The organism is Flectobacillus roseus, assembly GCF_030056595.1.
GTDB classification, from domain to species: domain Bacteria; phylum Bacteroidota; class Bacteroidia; order Cytophagales; family Spirosomataceae; genus Flectobacillus; species Flectobacillus roseus.
Genome location: NZ_JASHIF010000001.1, coordinates 26,642 through 45,468, shown reverse-complemented (window position 1 = coordinate 45,468; position 18,827 = coordinate 26,642). Strand labels below are relative to the sequence as shown.

The window sequence follows — 18,827 nt, the reverse complement described above, 5'->3', positions numbered from 1 at the left end:
ACACTTGTACTATTCTGTTTCAATTCCTACATGGTACGATTAAAGGCCAAAACTAACAAGAGAACAAGCAATTTCGCTCGAAAAGTTTCAATTCCTACATGGTACGATTAAAGGGCGAAATTGGTTTTTTAGGGAGGGTAATATTATAAAATGTTTCAATTCCTACATGGTACGATTAAAGGATACCAGAAGCCATAATTTCCATGTTTTCATGAATGTTTCAATTCCTACATGGTACGATTAAAGGGGAATAGGCGCTAGTATAAAGGCCTACTTCGCATTGTTTCAATTCCTACATGGTACGATTAAAGGACATTGTTTGCACTTGTGCCGTAGGCTAAAAGCTGTGTTTCAATTCCTACATGGTACGATTAAAGGATATAAAAGCATTTGAGAGATTCATTATTTTTTTATGTTTCAATTCCTACATGGTACGATTAAAGGTCAAATAAACGTCAAGATATAAATATTATTATCTCAGTTTCAATTCCTACATGGTACGATTAAAGGAAAGACTTGCAAAGCCCAATTGCAAAAGAATTCTTGTTTCAATTCCTACATGGTACGATTAAAGGTCAAAAGAAGTCAGGCTTTTATCTAAGTCCGCAAAAATGTTTCAATTCCTACATGGTACGATTAAAGGAAGATAAATTTTGTCCCTACCTCACATTCAATAAAAATGTTTCAATTCCTACATGGTACGATTAAAGGCTAGTCTGGATATGGCTACTCGTAGCACTATCCTAATGTTTCAATTCCTACATGGTACGATTAAAGGTTTGCTGGAAGTGGGTCATCTCATCAGTAATAATTTTGTGTTTCAATTCCTACATGGTACGATTAAAGGTACAGCGGATAACTTCAAAGCTTGCATGCAGTCGAGTTTCAATTCCTACATGGTACGATTAAAGGTCGATAGTGCCATCAGCTTTTTTCAAGCTGAATTTTGCGTTTCAATTCCTACATGGTACGATTAAAGGAGTGTTGTCCTGCGCCAGTGGCCAGCTTGGGATAAGTTTCAATTCCTACATGGTACGATTAAAGGAGTGCAATGGCTAATAATTGTTTTTTCATATTTAGTTTCAATTCCTACATGGTACGATTAAAGGTTTTTGAGATATTATTTAGCTCCTCTGCGAATTCTGGTTTCAATTCCTACATGGTACGATTAAAGGTATTTTGAGTTTACAACCCAAGTTTATTCCTCTCAAGTTTCAATTCCTACATGGTACGATTAAAGGCTATAAAACATCAACTACAGCACCAGCACAAAACAAGTTTCAATTCCTACATGGTACGATTAAAGGTCTTGAACTTCATAAAAATGCTTTACAGTCGGAGCTGTTTCAATTCCTACATGGTACGATTAAAGGAATATGGAAAGTAACGACATTGTAACTATAAAAGTATTGTTTCAATTCCTACATGGTACGATTAAAGGTTTGGCATAATCAAAATAGCCAAACTCTACGATTGTATGTTTCAATTCCTACATGGTACGATTAAAGGTTTTTGGACACAATTAAGAAACTCATCTAATCAAGCGCGTTTCAATTCCTACATGGTACGATTAAAGGCTTCTGGGAGACTTGAGGAGAACACGCAAAAGTTACTGTTTCAATTCCTACATGGTACGATTAAAGGCTTTGTGTAATTTCGGCTAAAGCTGGTCTTTTTTCGGTTTCAATTCCTACATGGTACGATTAAAGGCCTTAATCACTGTTTTTGGGTATCCTGTAACATCTAAGTTTCAATTCCTACATGGTACGATTAAAGGAAGCCTCGCTTGTCGGGGCTTAAAACCTAAACTAATTAGTTTCAATTCCTACATGGTACGATTAAAGGTTGGAATTTTCTTTTTAGTGGGAATTGGTCGTTCAAGTTTCAATTCCTACATGGTACGATTAAAGGTAATCGCGATGAAAGAGGACTTCCCAGGCGGTGTAGAGTTTCAATTCCTACATGGTACGATTAAAGGTTTCAGAAGCGGAATATAACAACAAAAAAACTCAATTGTTTCAATTCCTACATGGTACGATTAAAGGGATACCGACGTAGCAATGCAAGTAGCAGGCGATATTAGTTTCAATTCCTACATGGTACGATTAAAGGTTATTGCTCACGAAAGGAAGCAAGAGGCTATTAGAATGTTTCAATTCCTACATGGTACGATTAAAGGTCTATTTCTTCACCTAAAAATAAATTTATCCCTTCCGTTTCAATTCCTACATGGTACGATTAAAGGGTCAGAAAAGAAATCGAAACTTTAAAGGAACTTTGTTTCAATTCCTACATGGTACGATTAAAGGAGAAAGGCCAATAAATTAAAAGGCCTGATAAATGAGTTTCAATTCCTACATGGTACGATTAAAGGCATACTTGGAAACGCTGACAGCCTTTTTTTAATAGCGTTTCAATTCCTACATGGTACGATTAAAGGCAATTACAGGTAAACACGCTCACTTGATTTTGAAGTTTCAATTCCTACATGGTACGATTAAAGGTTACGCAAGACTCAGAATCACACGTAGGCGTTAAGTTTCAATTCCTACATGGTACGATTAAAGGTGGAGGCTTTTTCTGCACGGTAATTATACGCTCCTTTCGTTTCAATTCCTACATGGTACGATTAAAGGACGCTACGAAAATCTTTAACTCGCCCGCGGTCTTCTGTTTCAATTCCTACATGGTACGATTAAAGGTTGTGCTGGTCTCCGTCTCGCAAGGGATACCAAAACTTGTTTCAATTCCTACATGGTACGATTAAAGGCGATAATTTAGGCTCGCTATACGTACGTTTAAGGTTTGTTTCAATTCCTACATGGTACGATTAAAGGTTTTGAGTTTTCAACCCAAGTTTATTCCTCTCAAGTTTCAATTCCTACATGGTACGATTAAAAGTTCAATGATCAAATTGAATCGGTGCAAAAATCAAGTTTCAATTCCTACATGGTACGATTAAAAGATCTGTTGTCTAGCTTGCTGACTTACTGAAGAGAAGTTTCAATTCCTACATGGTACGATTAAAAGTTACGAAAAGCTTGTCGTATATCACAACCGTTTACTGTCGTTTCAATTCCTACATGGTACGATTAAAAGCAGCTAACTGGATTCCAAAACCCTGAAACGGTTGAAGGTTTCAATTCCTACATGGTACGATTAAAAGTCGATGGCATCCTGAAAATTCTTTTCAGCTTCTTGCAGTTTCAATTCCTACATGGTACGATTAAAAGAGTAGTGTTTTGACACTCAGAATTTTATAAAACACGCGTTTCAATTCCTACATGGTACGATTAAAAGGCTATCACATATTAAAATGCTCAATAACTGGATTCTAAGTTTCAATTCCTACATGGTACGATTAAAAGTGAATTTACGTCTTTAGGTAATGGTTCGTACAATACGTTTCAATTCCTACATGGTACGATTAAAAGTTTAGAGTTAATTACACGGGCTTCGTTTCCAACTTCCGTTTCAATTCCTACATGGTACGATTAAAAGTTTGCATCATTCTTTTTACCTCAGCAATAGAGTTGACCCGTTTCAATTCCTACATGGTACGATTAAAAGTAGCAATAGGCTCAAAACTTCGAAAAATATGGAAAGTTTCAATTCCTACATGGTACGATTAAAAGAGGAGCTTGAAGAAAAAAAGCTTAGTCAGGAAGATTAGTTTCAATTCCTACATGGTACGATTAAAAGGTGCAGTATTCCCAACTATTTTGCCACTGCTACAGGCTAGTTTCAATTCCTACATGGTACGATTAAAAGCAACTATCCTGATTCCGTGCGCAAAATTGGCTCTGCCAGTTTCAATTCCTACATGGTACGATTAAAAGGGAGTTTTGCCAGCACATCCTAGAAGTCTATATTTGGAAGTTTCAATTCCTACATGGTACGATTAAAAGAGAGTAAAAACAGATGCAGAAATCGAGTTGGAAAATTGTTTCAATTCCTACATGGTACGATTAAAAGTTTAATTTCTCATCAACCATATCTGCAACCATTTTGTTTCAATTCCTACATGGTACGATTAAAAGATTCAACAATCACTTCTAAAAGCTCAATTGCTTTCAAGTTTCAATTCCTACATGGTACGATTAAAAGCCGTTGGAAAAGTGGCCTTGATTTGATAAAATAACATTTTTTTCCTCGAAAAAACTAGAAAAAAATCGTCGATGTGTAATGATAGGATTTACCCCGTACATCGACGACTATTGATTATCAGAAACTTAACTCAAAAAACTCTCGCTTTGATTGATAAAATTTCAGTATTTCAATGAACTTTATAAGGCTCGACGACTTGCGTATACTAATATACGTCATAAAAAATTATCCGTGCTCATACGCTCTACTCCTATCACTTGCTTATCAAGCCAACGCTCATTCCTGCTCTTAAAGATAATCAAACTATCTTCATTTTCATTCATGATTTTTCGTGCACCTATCTCTAACTCCTTCAACTTTACCTCCGTAATTTCCCCCTCAAATACCGAATTTTGAATCCAGTTTAAATACTTTCGGCAATGTTTCATCATTTTGCTTACTCGCTTTTCTCCCATATCATACACCAAAATCACATACATATCAATCAATGTTTTAATTCCATCAATTTTATTCAAAAATCACTCATTCACAACTCACTAATTGGCTCTACCACATCATTTTAAACGGCTTGTAAGTCTCTATTCCCAAAATATGCTTGCTGAGTTTATAACACTCCAATTTTACTAGGTGCTTGTAACTAACGTTACGCCCTAATGTTCGATGTTTGAAAGTTTCCTTTAATCGTTCGTCAAATGCTTGTACAAATACCTTCTTGGCGCTGTCTTTCAAGACACATCTGTTGGTATCTTGTCGAAAATCATTCGCCTGAATTTGCTTTTTATTCAATACACTAAAAATAGTTCTATCTACCAACAATGGCTTAAATATCTCTGCAATATCCAAGGCCAATGAATATCGTCGCACCCCTGGTTCATGCAAAAAACTAATCGTAGGATTCAGTTGTGTATGATAAATTTGGTCCAAACACATCGTATAACACATCATATTGCCAAATGAAATCAAGGCATTCACTTCATTTTTAGGTGGTTTTTTACTACGATTTCCCATCTCAAAATCATTGATTATTGTATCAAAAGCATCATAATACGCCTGACGAATATTGCCTTCTATCCCCATTAATTCATCGACCTTTTTGGCACTTTCAATCAAAGAAACGTAATTTTCTATACGTTCCAACGAACTGGCAACATCTTTACCTCTACTCTGGTAATATTTCAAGTTACGACTCATATTAAACGCCGCTCCATTAATCAAAGTCTGGGCAATAACCATTCGTTTTTTATCCGAAATATAGTGCTTGGTTTGCTCTACTTGCATTTTGCCAGCCAACAGGTAATCTTTGGACATAAACGAGCCTGTATAATGTTCATAGTAGTCAAAAAAATGTACTGATATATGGTTTTTACCCATAAAATTAAACAAGGCGCTATTGGCATCCAAGCTTCCAAAACAATACAAATTATCTACCGATTCAACAGGTATTGGGCGAACTTGACCTTCATTTCCGTGTTCATCTACAGGGGTAAAATACAGCGTATTATCCTTACGGTTCATACGTCCAGGATTAAAGAGGTAATAGGATTTTTTCATGATGTCAAACGGTTTATATTATGGTGTTCAAACAATGTTATTCTTCTATTTCACCAGACCAACAAAAATCAAAATAGCTACACGAACGACATTTGGATACGGATAGCTTGGGTGGACAGACTTCTCGGTTGATAATCTCAGAAACATCCTTTATCCAATTTTCGACTTCAATCATTTCATCATTAGGCAGATCAACCCGTTCAGTAGTTCGAAGTTTTGGGTATTCGATAATGCCATAATGCGCAGGAATACCATTTTTTCTCAATAAAAAGAGATAAAATTTCACCTGAGCCACATGGGCTCTTTCCTTGGCATCTGACTTCTTAGTCTCATGAACAATTCCTTTTTGAGCATCAAAAAAGTCTATCTTTGCCGAAGCTCGAATGCCACCATCCAGCTCTGCCAAAATTTCTAATTCTTGGTTTTTCTCCGCTCGCTGCGGATAGCTTTCTTCCCCAATAAGTTTACCTTCATAAACCACATCAGAAGTATGTTCCATCGTAATACCGTTGGCATGAAGCCAAAGTTCACGGTGGCAGATATGGTAAATATTAATAAGTGTGGCGTTGATAGTTTTCATTATAAAAAGAAATTTTCAGTAGTCTGAATAGCATTTTCATTTAAGCCGTGTTCTATCAAATAAACTGGAGTGCCCAAATTAAGACCAGATTCGGTTATTAATTGAAAACCATATTTTTCTTGTATAAATCCACAGCTTCTTAATTCTGTTACAACTTTTGTATGTGCAAAAAGTGAAAATGTAAATTTTGACATAATACTTTGCAATACCTTAAAATCAATTTTCGTCTTAATATCAAATCCTTTTTCTTCCTTTTTATTTTTTATCTCTGTATCAATCAACAACTCATAAACTCTCCAAACCTCTCTCCCATCCAACAATTCACCTTCTGGAAGAACATTAAACGTTTTTAAAAACTTCAAATCGTCGTCTGAAAAAATATCTTCCTGTTCCCCAGTTTTACTTGATTCTATTTGAATAGGTAAATGTATCGGAACGAATACTGTTTCATTCTGTTGATCGATTATTTTAAAGTTTCTATCAATATCATCAAAATTTAATTTTTCTACATTATCCAAAATTTCTGCCTCGAAATTATCAGCATAAGCTTTTTGATTATAACCATCAATTTTCGTAAAAACCTCTCTGTATAATCTATGAAACTCCTTTTTATTCAGAATGTCAGCTACTTCTTCGTTAGAAATTTTATTTTCTTTTAAAACCTTATACCGTTCGTCTTTACCATAAATAAAATTGGCATCATTTAATTTGAATAAATACACTTCACAGGTATCCTTACTTGCATTTCTATTAACACGCCCAGCCAATTGTTCATCACTATCTAAAAGAGAAGTATTTTTAAAGCCTAAATCCATATCTATATCCACGCCTGCTTCTACAACTTGTGTTGTAATGAGTAAGATATTTTCACCTCTATTGTCTTTATTCTTAATCTTATTAATAATTTTTCTTCTTTCGGGCTCCAATATCGTTCCAGAAAGAACAAGGATATTTTCTTCATCAAACAAGGTTTGTTCAGAATCTAAAATTAGCTGTCTAAAACTTGACGCTGATTTTTTAAAGATAAATTCGATTATCGTACGAACACTCCCCTTGTTATTTGCATAGATTTCTGATTTTTCTAAAACAACATCTCGCAATTTTTCAATCGTCAAACCAACTGTTAATTCTTCTTCAAACACAAATTGCACCCTTTGACTAAAGTTTGGATTTGAGAGATATTTCTGAGCATTAGGTAACAAATTCACAAACTCCTTCTTCACCGTTGGAATATCCAATTCGTCAATCTTTGGTAAAGTTGCCGACATTAGAATAAACCGAATATTAAAATAGGCTGAATATTGGCTGATAAAATACAGCATTTTATCCCAAATATTGGGGTTATAAGTCTGCACTTCATCAATAATTACAATAGAATTAGCCAAACGATGTAAGAGGTAATTGGTCTCTTTATTATTGGTTTTTAGAATATCAAAAAACTTCAAATGAGACAGCACACTCACGGGATATAAGGCAAATTTGTTATCAATATAATCCTTTTTATCATCCCCATATTCTCCATCTTCTTTTTCTTCTCTTTTGCTATGAAAACCTGCCTTTGAGTGAATTTCAACCAATTCGTTATCATTAAGCATTAGAGTCTCTTGCAAAGACTTATACGTTTGGGTAATAAGAGTGGTAAACGGAAAAACATAGAATACTTTATTCAAATCAGGATTTTGAGCCAACAACTCGGTTAGAGCAATCATTGAAAGGTTTGTTTTTCCCCCTCCAGTTGGTGCTTCGATATAAAAAAGCCTTTTGTTAGCATTCTTCCGAATATTTCTAATAAGCTCAACCGCCATTTGCTGACGAAGAAGATTCAAATTCGATTTCGACATTTCTTGCAGTTCTTTGGCTGCATCATAATCTTTCCATGACTCTAATTCAGTAAACGTTTTCTGGTTATGAGGTTGGCTTTTACGAATATTTTCACAAATTTCTACAATTCGTTCTCTGCTTTTAAATACGCCAAAATCTACCGTAGCTCCTTCTTTACCATGCTCAGAACTATTCATATATTCGTGAGTTGCCAAAAAATCGGAAGCGGTAAGTAGTGAAAAATTGAGTTTTAATAGTGCGTAAAGGGGGAACGCTTCCTCCTTTTTTTGTTCTTCATGAAATTGTTTTAAAAGGGTATTATAATCATCTTTTAAAATAAAATCAGAATAATCCTTATTAAAAGCAAAGCCATATTTTGCTAAATAAGGTTGCATTTCCTCATAAAATTTGCCAAATTTTGAGTTTTCAATTTTTTCACCAACACCTCCTAAATTACTACTGTGGTGCATCAAAATAGAGTAGCTAAAAAAAGTTGTAATGATGAATAATAAGCCCTCATCATATTCTTCATATTGTTCATAAGCAACCTCTTCTAGAAATTGACTATTAAAAATATATGCACCCAGCCAAGAATGTCCATGAGGTGGTGTAAATATAGAAACTTTGTTTGTCTTAAATTTTTTATTTGACATCCGTAGCACTTGAAAATCTTCATTGATTTTGCCGTAATCATGAAAAACCACAGTACTGAAGAATAGCTTTTTTATAAAATTTATGGCTTTTTCTTGATTCTGAAACCGTAATTTTTCACATAATTCAAGAACTAGAGTATCTATTACTAATTCTAAATTATGTTCTTCAATTAGTCGTTCAAAATAATGGTTTACCAATTTACAATGTTCAGCCAGAAGCTCTGGTGGCTGAACATCTGAATTTTCTTTATTGGGTAAGTGAGCTAAATAGTCACTATGGTTTTTGAGTTGTTGCTCAATAGGGAGCAACAACTCAAAAAAGTGCTTGTAGGTGAGCATCTTAAAAAAGCTGAATGATATGTTTTTTATTACTATCCATACCTATCTCGTATAGCTGTGATATTGATGATTCTGAAGAGATTAACCAATCCGTAAGGGCAAACTCTGCCATTTCATATTGAATCATTTTTCCCTCTTCAAATCCAATAGGTAACCTTTCAAAATAAGTAAAAGTTGGTCTGTGTACGGTATCTTTATTTCTAAGTGTTATTTTGACGTTTATTTTTTGATTTTTTAAGATACCGTTTTTTATAAAAATTGAACGTATAAAAAAATCATTTCTCTCATCAAAAACCTGATAGTCATACTCTTTAATAAACCCATCTGTTAAAATAATCCACGCTTGAAACTCGTTCTTCCCTAAATATGGCACATATTCTGCTTGTCCATTTTTTAAATATTGATATAGTTTCGCATGAAGTGTATCCTCTAAGTCTAATAATAAATAACAGCGATATGCAGGCTTAACCAGCATGGTTTCTTCAACCAATAAGTTACCATCATCATTGGCGTAACCAACGGTATTGGTATATTTTACAGACGTTTTTTGAAAATTACCTTTTTCGTGAAAGCCTTCCAAAGGTTCAATCCCCACTGGAATATCTTTTAATTTGTGGTAATATTCGGGTAATTCTCCTTTTTTCTGATAACCTTCCAAACCAATAATTGCCCCTAAAATACCCAATAAAGCAGGTTTATGAAGCATATTGTAGGATAGTAAAATCCCAACGTTATGGTCTGGTTTCTTAAAAAAAGCAAAGTCCGCCTGTAAATCAAAAGAGATTAATTTTTGATTTGCCATAGCTTAATTAAGTTCAGATACGATTGCATCAGTAGGTGCATTAATTACCGTTGTAACGGCACTATCGTAGTATAACTCTATTTTCTCGATCTGGCTTTTTACGCTTTCTTTTGCCAAAACAGCCGAAACCTTTGTCAAATCAATAGTTCTATTACTATCATTATTAACCGATACCAATTCAACAAAAGAAGGTAATACTAATTTTGAATCTTCTTTTAGTTGCACCCAAAGCAACAACTCGTTTTCTGTACCAGCTTTAGCAGAAGAATCGTAGAAAGATACCCCCGAACGCATGGCTTCTTTCAAAATGCAAATGTCTCCACTAGTAACTCCATCGCTTTCTACTTTACTCGCCAAATCTTCTAAATTACGAGGATTGATAGAAAAATGATGCACGTAATGCCCTTCTCTTAATTTGAACTGAGTACCCAATGTTGTTTGCATTGAATCTGTACTTTTATCATTAGAATTACGGAAAGGCGAAGAAATCTGCTCAGAGTAAATAATTCCTTCTGGAAAACGATTTACACCGTGGGTAATTTGTACAGAACCATGCAACGAAATATTGGCATCTTTACTAGCAAAAGTTCCTCCGAACAAACGAATATCAACACACTCTAATAAGTTCTTCAAGATAGTTTTACGGACTTTCAAGGCACCATCTTTACCAGCTTCTTTCTTGGGAAATTCTCCAAAATGCTTAGTGTAAGTTTGGTCAAGGTCACGAGGTTGCATCTCGTCGTTCAGACTTTTGAAATAGAATATTTTTTCGCTACCAAAATTCTTTGAGATATAGTTACGGATACTGTATTTAAATGTTTTATCTGTTGCATACACTGTTCCATCAGGCAAGGTACGTGGCTGATGCGAAAAATCTGCATTATAATTTGAGTTAATAGATTTAATAATGGCACAGCCAAATACGCGGTTATTGAATGAGTTGCTCATTGTTGAATATTGTTAAAAGGTAGAAATATTATTCTTCTGTTTGTGAATCATCATCTGATACGGCGTCTTTTTCTTTATCGCTAAAAAGGGCATTTTTTGAGAAAACACCAGCTAATAAAGTAGGCATGAAATCCCTAATATTAGCTGAGGTTTCATAATCCATCACTTCTGCGAAAGGATTTCTAAAATTGCTTGAAAATGGTTCATGCTTATAAGTATCAAAAAGTCTTGCAATTGCTTTATTAAGTTCTTTAGCATGAACTTGTTGCACAAAAGGTTCAAGGCGTTTGTAACTTGTATCTGACGTTTTACTTTTGGTAAACAGATAATAAATCACTTGTCCAACTGCAAAAGCATATTGGTCATCTGATTCAATAGATGTTTCGCCTTTCGTGAGTTTTTCTATAAACTCTCGATGGGCTTGTAGTTTGCTTGCCATACTTTCAGCGTTTGTTTTATTATTTATGTCAAATTTTTCGTAGAGACTAAACCAAATATTAAGCTTTCGTAGTATTGAAAATCGCTCGGAATGATTGCCGTTTTTAAGTTCATCCAATCGTATATCATCCAAAATACTTGTGCGCATAATATCATGAAACATTAACGACGTAACCGCTTGCCTTTTGGATTTATAGATAAAATCGTAAAATGCTTTTCTATATTTATTAACTAATAGGAATGTATTGTCCGATTTACAATATTTTGCATCAATATCATCAAAATAACGGTATTGAAAATCTCCAGTTTTAGTCTTCATCACTAAGGAGTTATTAAATGCAGGTTGCATTACAGCAATGTGTAAATCGAAAACATTATCTAAAGTTCTGTTATTTTTTACACCAAATAAATCTTTTATTTCCCATTTATTACCTTCGCCGTCTCTTAATTCATATTCAAATTTTGAGACAAAATCAAAGTCTTTAATTTCTCCGAAACTGTAAAAAAGTAGGTAATAATTGCCGAAATCATCCTTGAAGTCGTTGTACAATGTCTTTATTATCTCTTGATATTTGATACGAACACCGTTTATCGCTTCTTTTTTGAAAAGACTTATACTTTCTCCCAATAATGTTTTTTTATCTACTCTATTAAGTTCTTCTCTATGAATAAAAATAGGTAAAGGATTCGGTAAAATATTTCTCCCGATTATATCATGAAATTCATACAAAGATTTGGCATCGTTGGCAGAAATTCTTCCAGAAATATCAAAAGAGGCTGATTGATGCGTCAAAAAAGCTTTTTTGGTAGGAAATCCATTGAAAAAATCACTTGTACCAAAAACTGATTTTCCAATTTCTACATTATAATCACTCGTATTAAAAAGCTTATCCGCCAAATACTTTTTATTCGTAGTTTGATATTTTTCGATAGGCTCTTTCAAATAGAAAATGACATAATCTGAGTCTTTTAACTCTGACCAGTATCCAGAATTTTCTATCCAAAATTGAAAACGCTCCTCTGTATTCAAAGCATTCTTGAAAATCTCAATGTACTGTTTTTCTTCTTCTGAATCCAGCAACTCTGAGGCTTTCCCAAAATAAGCATTGATACGTTCATATACTTGCGATTTTTTTCCAGAAGCATTGCTTGCATACTTCTCTCCACCAACCAAATTTTCACGTTTGAGGGCAAGACAATAAGGAGAACAAGAGTGAATAGCCTTGATAGGTAAATCAAAACACTTATTGGTATTCACACACCAAGAAAGCTGTGTTAGCGTAGAGGTACGATTTATCAGAGCATTTTCATCAGGTGTTAACTCTTTTTTACGCGTAAAGACGACTTCCATTTTTTCATCAATCCAGTGACGTTCACCATCATTCTGAATTTCCAAGAAAATGTGAAGACCTTCTTTATTTTTCATACCCAAAGCCTTAAATTCTGGGTCTAAGGAATCGGTAAAATTGATTAATTCTCTAAGCATAGGTATACTGATTATGTCTTACTAGTTATATGGTCATTATATAAATTTCTATAATAGTAACTAACACTTTGTTTTATTACTATCATGGAAATAATTCATTTTGTTTTGTAAGTGTAATACATTTTTGTCCAGCTAACTCTTCGATGGTTTTTTAATTCACAATAGCCCTATGGTCGTATCACATAGTAATCTAAATACCAAAGCCTAACTGCCAAAGCAATTAGGCTTATAAATGATAATACCTGTTCTATGATTTCACAACTAAAAATTTTCATAAAATGTAGTTCCTATTAATTTTATTTATAATTCACATACAAGTTCTTAAATTAAAGCCAATAAATTCCCAGAAAAAGACTATTCTTATTAAACGGTATCTATACTTATATTTTCCTGCAAAACAGCTATTACTCTATTGATGAATGTGGTAATCCCAAGTTTTACGGAAAGGGAAAACATTTACTTGTAGACACTCATTGGTGAGCAATATAATAGACTTATATTATTCGGATAAACTATACTAATAGAATAAGACTTTCTGTATTGACAAACCTCTATTCAAAAAACTGATAAATCCCTTTATCCTCGTGCCAGTACTGGCAACCCGCAAATAGTGATGCGTTCTGAGATAAAAACATTTACCAGTTCTTCTTACAAAGATCGCATTTTGTAAAGATTCTCCAGTTTTACAAATACATTAATTACCTCTCCCAAACCTCCACAGAACCACAACCAACTGCACAGTATTTCCCTAAGCCTCCCAAAAATCCTATTTCCAAAAGTTTAGCTGGGGCGGTTACTTCGAAGGTAAAGTTATGATAACCAATGACTTTTGTTTCATCTTTAAGCTTTCCTTCTTTTACGAAGAAACCTCGTTTCTTCACTTTCGTAGGGTCTGATATAAGTTTGAATTTTACTAAACTCTGGGCAATAGTACTATCTATTTGCAAACTTTCGTTTCCTTCGATGGTTCGGTATCGGTCAACCAAGTTGATGGCGAAAAACACGCTGTAACGTTCGTCTGTTGGACTTAAATATTGGTCTAATCCTTCTTCTTTTCTCGCTACCACCATAGGTGAAATGGTTCTGAAAGACATAGTTACAACTTGGTTGCCTACAACGGCATCGAATGGATTGGTGAGTGCTTCTACATTGGTCACTATGAAGTTGGCGCGGTAGTCACGATTGAATAAACTTACCTCCTGATTCTGAAATAATCCTACGATAAATCCTTCGGCTGCCTTGTCGATGTAGAACGATACAACTAACGAAATACTGTCCGAACTGAGCTGTATATACGTGTCGCCAGATTTGATAGGTTTGGTCTTTCCAAGTTGTAATGAGGAAAAAGTAAAGTGCTTAAAACTTTTATGGCTGTTGGGCACTGCATATCCATGATTATGCAGAAAGGAAGCATACGATTGGTCTGCCTGATACAAGATTTTATATAACCAAGCTTGTAAGGGATACTGATAATTGAAAAGTAGCTTTTGTCTATCTTCAGTAGGTTTAAGATGTAGCCTGAATCTCATTCTTTGGCGTAAATTTTGAGTTTTATAATGGGTTCTTAAGGTGATATAAATGTAGAAAGATTTCTTGTTTAATAAAAAGGAAAACAAGAAATCTTATTTAGTGGAATTAAGAGTATGTTTAAAAAATTTTGTTTGACATTTGTAAAAGAAACGAAATTTCCTTACGACACTCCTTACTTTTCTTCACTAGGCGTGCCCGTCTAACACAAGAAAAGTAACCGAGCGGCGGCCGCAAAAGAAAGTCAAGAAATCCTAATCGGAGTGGCGAACCACCTCGCCTGCGGCTCAAACAACAGGATTTCAGAATATTAAATACATTTTTTTTTATGATTTATGAAATTTAAACATACTATATGTTCTGCATATAAATTCAAAATCCTATTTTACACCTGAACAAAATGTCATAAAATCGGAAAACAATCTATATCATCGTTTTCCCATATCATGATAAAGTAAGATTTTCCAATTTTCTTCTTGGGCTTGTTGCTTCCATTGAGTTCTTAAATCTCTGGCTTTTTTGCCGTCATAATCCGACTTGTAGGCGATACTGTGTTGCCAGTAACTTTCTTGAGGAAGGTTATCTGAACCAAAGAAATAGGTTTCTGTATCATCCTTTATCCAAAATACTTGCAAATAGGGAGAATGTCCTCCCACTACTAGATAGGAGATTTCAGGTGTGAGATTTCCGCTATCTTCGTTCAACCAAACCATGTTGGACAAATCTTGCAATGGCATCAATTTCTGGAAATTATAAGAGGTACTTTGCTTTTGCGATAGCGCGTATTCGTATTCTCTCCGTTGCCCAAAAACTTGTGCGTTTGGAAAATTTATTTGGTATTGCCCTTCTTTGATAATTCCCAAACCATCGATATGATCTTTATGAAAATGCGTCAGAAATACCTTAGTTATTTGTTCAGGATAAATTCCCTCTTTGGCTAACAAATCTAGGATAATTGGGCGTCCTAAGTTCTCATGCCCCGAACCTGTTTCGATAAGGATATAATCCGTATTGGTAATTACTAGAAATGGTTGCACTGCTAGTTTTAAACCTTGCTCGTTTATGGCGGAAGTCAATGGGATAAACGCTCGATTTTTATCGACAAAGTAATTGCCTTCTTGTAAAGGGATAATTTTCATATTTTCAAGTGGATTTTGAGCCTATGCGCTTAGTAAACGACTCTTATTCAATATCTTATTTCTCAAAACCACCATGGTAATGATATTGATAAATGCCAAAACTACCAGTAAACCTACAAATTTTTTGACACTAAAATGAGCAATCATATAGCCGCTCAATAAAGGTGTCAGTGCTTGTGCGACCATCGGTAATCCCGCTAACCTACCCATGATTGTTGCATACGAGTCGGCACCAAATATCCATAGAGGTAATGTGCCACGTAAAATTGAACGCATACCATTACCCAAACCAAAACAAATGACCGCTAAAAATGAAATTTGATGATGCATCAAAAATAAAATCAGACCTACAAAAATGGTTACTGACGATACCAACGCTGAATTTAAAGGTGTTTTTTTAGGTAAGATTGCATCTAAAAATCGTATTCCCACTTGACTTGGCCCAAGCATAGCACCTACACTTATAGCCATAGTCAGGGGTAGTCCATTGTCGTTGAGTATTTCTACTAAATGGACAGAAATTCCTGTCATCAGGATAGAACCAATGGTAAAATTTACTAAAAGTATCGTGAACACACTAGTGTTTTCTAAGCCTGTCGGGACTGTTTCTTGAATGCTCAGTGAGACATTTTCCTCTTCTCCAATTTGTACTTTTTCAGGAATCAAGAGTTTATGAACTGGAAAAACCCAAACGATGAGAATTCCTGCATACACAAAACAAGCATTGCGCCAGCCATATTGATTCAATAAAAATGAAAGCAATGGCCATACAACCGTTGTGGTAAACCCTGAAATTAAGGTAACTTGCACAATAGATTTACGGGCAATTTTGCCATATTTTTTCCCTAATGTAGCAAAAAGTGCATCATACAATCCCATCGCCATAGCTACTCCTACCACACACCAGCCTAATAAAAATAGCAAAAAATGACGGGATAAACCTATGATAATAAGCCCCGCTCCCATGACAAATCCTGCATATAACAAATTGTAATTTCTTGCGATTGTATCAATCATTTTTCCCACCTTCGAAGCCAACATTCCTGATACTAACATTGCCAAAGACAAGGCGCCATACACTAATTGGTGCGACCAGCCTGTTTCTGCAACAATAGGTTTAGCTAAGATAGCCAACAAGAAAAATGAGCCACCCCAAAGCAAGATTTGGGTAAACCCTAGGATAAAATTTTTCGGTAATGAAACCGCCTTATATTCGATATTCATGAATTGGGATGTTTTACGTTATGCAACATTCTTCTCAATATCATCCACACTCTAGAAATGCTTCATGATTACACTGCAAAGTTGTAGAGAAGTTTTAAATTCGTAAAACGCTTTTTTTCTATCACATCAATCGGTATTTTCGATTTAGAAAAACCTCCTCAATTTCGGATTTCAGATTTATAATAAATAAACCAAAATAGGGAATCTCCCAAAACAAACACCCATTCAAAATTCACTAACTCACAATTCAAAATTCACAACTCACTCAATACCCATGGAGCTTCGACAATTAAAATACTTTCTCAAGGCTAAAGAGTTACTTAATTTCACGGAGGCCGCAGAGCAACTCAACATTAGTCAGAGCACTCTTTCTCAGCAGATTAAGCAGCTAGAAGATGAGCTGGATATACCCTTATTTAATCGTATTGGCAAACGTGTTACACTTACTGAAGCGGGTGCATTATTTGCAGATTTTGCTTTTCAAAGTATCAATAAAGCACAAGATGGATTACTGATGCTGAGGGACTTGCACAATTTTCAAACTGGAAAAATTACCATTGGTGTAACCTATGGGCTACGATATGTTTTGACTCCTGCACTAATTCGTTTTGCGACGCAATACCCACAAATTAAGATAAAAGTCGTATTTGGCACTTCCGAAGAATTGATTGATAAATTAAATCATTTGGAACTTGATTTTGCGTTAAGTTTTTTTGGAGATATAGCAGTTGAAAACCATTTTGACTATCAAAATTTATTTTGCTCACCTATGACAGTTGTGACCGCACCAGATTCGGCATTGGCGCAAAAGGAGATGATCACTTTGGAGCAGATTACGCAATATCCACTGGTGCTTCCCGCCAAAGGATATATGACCAGCAAATTTGTCCATGATTTGTTCGAGCACCACGGATTATCGCCCAATATTGTAATTGAAATCAATGATATTCCGACTTTGCTAGAATTGGTCAAAACAGGGAATTGGCACACGATTTTGGCAAAAACGTCTGTCAGCCAGAAAGACGGCTTGGCAACAATTCCGCTGTTGGGTGAAAATATGGACCGAACGGCTATGATTATTTCAATGAAAGAAGTTTATCAGAAAAAGGCTGTCAAAGAATTTTATCGAATTCTGCACGAGGAAATTAACTTGTAAGGTAGTTTTCTTGTTGTCTTTTACAGGTTCGTTTGATTTTTTATAACTTTACTTCATGGAAAAGGTTCATACTTTAAAAGATTTTTACAAGAATAGTACCAACTGTTTACCCGAAAACCTCCGCAAAGACGTAGGGCATTTCAATGTATTCAAGATGGAGGATTATATTGGTAAACCAACAAAATCGGTACCTTATAGTCGCAAGGACTACTATAAAATTTCGTTGATTATTGGCAAGAATATTTATCACTACGCTGACAAATCGATTGAAGTAAAGTCTGCTGGAATATCGTTTGCCAATCCGATGATTCCCTACAAAATCGAACGAATTGGGGAATCTCAGCGAGGATATTTTTGTGTATTTACCGAAGCTTTTTTGAATCAAATTCCCAACATCAAAGAATATCCAATTTTTAAGCCTGGCAGCTTTCCTATTTATAATCTTGATGAAGAGCAGATTGAGGAATTTCGACTTATTTTTGAACAAATGTCTGCTGAAATAAATGTCGATTATGCCTTCAAATACGATTTTTTGAGAGCATTGGTGCAACAGGTTATTCACAAAGCTATGCGTTTGTCGCCCAATGATAATATCCAAAAACATACGCATTCGGCTAATAATCGCATTACCTCTTTGTTTGTGGAATTACTCGAAAGACAATTTCCGATTGAATCGCCCTTACAAAGAATGAAACTGCGCATTCCTGCTGATTTTGCTGGGCATCTTTCCATCCATATCAATCATCTCAATCGCGCCTTGAAAACAGTTACAGGTAAAACTACCTCTCAGTTGATTCAAGAAAGGGTTTTGCAAGAGTCGCAAACCCTCCTCAAACATACTGATTGGAATATTGCCGAGATAGGATACGCCCTTGGGTTTGATGACCCTTCGCATTTTACCTCCTTTTTCCGTCGTGCGTTACAAACTACCCCGAAGTTATTCCGAGAAATCTAAATTGTTTGATTTTTTATAGTTTCTGTTTCGTTTGGGATAACTGTACACAAGAGTTTTGTAAGAAATTTGCATCAGATTTTTAGTAAAAACTTTTTCAAAAA

The 18,827-nt window shown here is 34.9% G+C and carries 12 protein-coding genes and 1 CRISPR repeat array; of the genes, 2 read left to right on the top strand and 10 right to left on the bottom strand.

All coding sequences use genetic code 11. The features are described 5' to 3' along the window. Window positions 1–16 precede the first annotated feature (16 nt). Window positions 17–4,107: a CRISPR direct-repeat array (repeat unit 30 nt; unit sequence GTTTCAATTCCTACATGGTACGATTAAAGG). A 215-nt stretch (window positions 4,108–4,322) separates the two neighbouring features. From cas2 to QM524_RS00115, 10 genes are all read right to left on the bottom strand, one after another. Then, window positions 4,323–4,622 carry a CRISPR-associated endonuclease Cas2 gene (gene cas2, locus QM524_RS00160; RefSeq protein ID WP_283342952.1) on the bottom strand — a complete coding sequence of 100 codons (300 nt, stop codon included), beginning with the start codon at window positions 4,620–4,622 and terminating at the stop codon, window positions 4,323–4,325. Window positions 4,623–4,653: 31 nt separating this feature from the next. After that, entirely contained in the window at window positions 4,654–5,658 is a 1,005-nt protein-coding gene (gene cas1b / locus QM524_RS00155; protein ID WP_283342951.1) for a type I-B CRISPR-associated endonuclease Cas1b, read from the bottom strand. Between the two features lie 37 nt (window positions 5,659–5,695). Continuing rightward, window positions 5,696–6,238, bottom strand: coding sequence for a CRISPR-associated protein Cas4 (cas4, locus tag QM524_RS00150; RefSeq protein WP_283342950.1), 543 nt, complete (start codon window positions 6,236–6,238; stop codon window positions 5,696–5,698). Continuing rightward, window positions 6,238–9,051, bottom strand: coding sequence for a CRISPR-associated helicase Cas3' (gene cas3 / locus QM524_RS00145; RefSeq protein WP_283342949.1), 2,814 nt, complete (start codon window positions 9,049–9,051; stop codon window positions 6,238–6,240). Before cas3 ends, cas4 begins: the two co-directional genes overlap by 1 nt. Window position 9,052: 1 nt before the next feature. Continuing rightward, window positions 9,053–9,853, bottom strand: coding sequence for a type I-B CRISPR-associated protein Cas5b (gene cas5b, locus QM524_RS00140; RefSeq protein ID WP_283342948.1), 801 nt, complete (start codon window positions 9,851–9,853; stop codon window positions 9,053–9,055). Between the two features lie 3 nt (window positions 9,854–9,856). Beyond that, a complete protein-coding gene (locus QM524_RS00135) occupies window positions 9,857–10,801 on the bottom strand; it encodes a type I CRISPR-associated protein Cas7 (protein ID WP_283342947.1) in 945 nt (314 codons plus the stop codon). Between the two features lie 28 nt (window positions 10,802–10,829). Beyond that, on the bottom strand, window positions 10,830–12,665 hold the full coding sequence (locus QM524_RS00130) for a hypothetical protein (RefSeq protein ID WP_283342946.1): 1,836 nt from the start codon (window positions 12,663–12,665) through the stop codon (window positions 10,830–10,832). Between the two features lie 758 nt (window positions 12,666–13,423). Then, complete coding sequence (gene cas6, locus QM524_RS00125) at window positions 13,424–14,254, bottom strand: CRISPR-associated endoribonuclease Cas6 (RefSeq protein WP_283342945.1); 831 nt, start codon at window positions 14,252–14,254, stop codon at window positions 13,424–13,426. A 426-nt stretch (window positions 14,255–14,680) separates the two neighbouring features. Next, entirely contained in the window at window positions 14,681–15,391 is a 711-nt protein-coding gene (locus tag QM524_RS00120; protein ID WP_283342944.1) for an MBL fold metallo-hydrolase, read from the bottom strand. Window positions 15,392–15,412: 21 nt separating this feature from the next. Next, a complete protein-coding gene (locus tag QM524_RS00115) occupies window positions 15,413–16,615 on the bottom strand; it encodes an MFS transporter (RefSeq protein WP_283342943.1) in 1,203 nt (400 codons plus the stop codon). A 274-nt stretch (window positions 16,616–16,889) separates the two neighbouring features. Between QM524_RS00115 and QM524_RS00110 the strand changes: the two genes are divergently transcribed. Then, window positions 16,890–17,771: a LysR family transcriptional regulator gene (locus QM524_RS00110; protein ID WP_283342942.1), complete on the top strand. Its 882-nt coding sequence runs from the start codon at window positions 16,890–16,892 to the stop codon at window positions 17,769–17,771. Between the two features lie 55 nt (window positions 17,772–17,826). Then, the gene (locus tag QM524_RS00105; protein ID WP_283342941.1) at window positions 17,827–18,726 is read left to right on the top strand and encodes a helix-turn-helix domain-containing protein; all 900 of its coding nucleotides are present in this window, start codon (window positions 17,827–17,829) and stop codon (window positions 18,724–18,726) included. The last annotated feature ends 101 nt before the right edge of the window (window positions 18,727–18,827 follow it).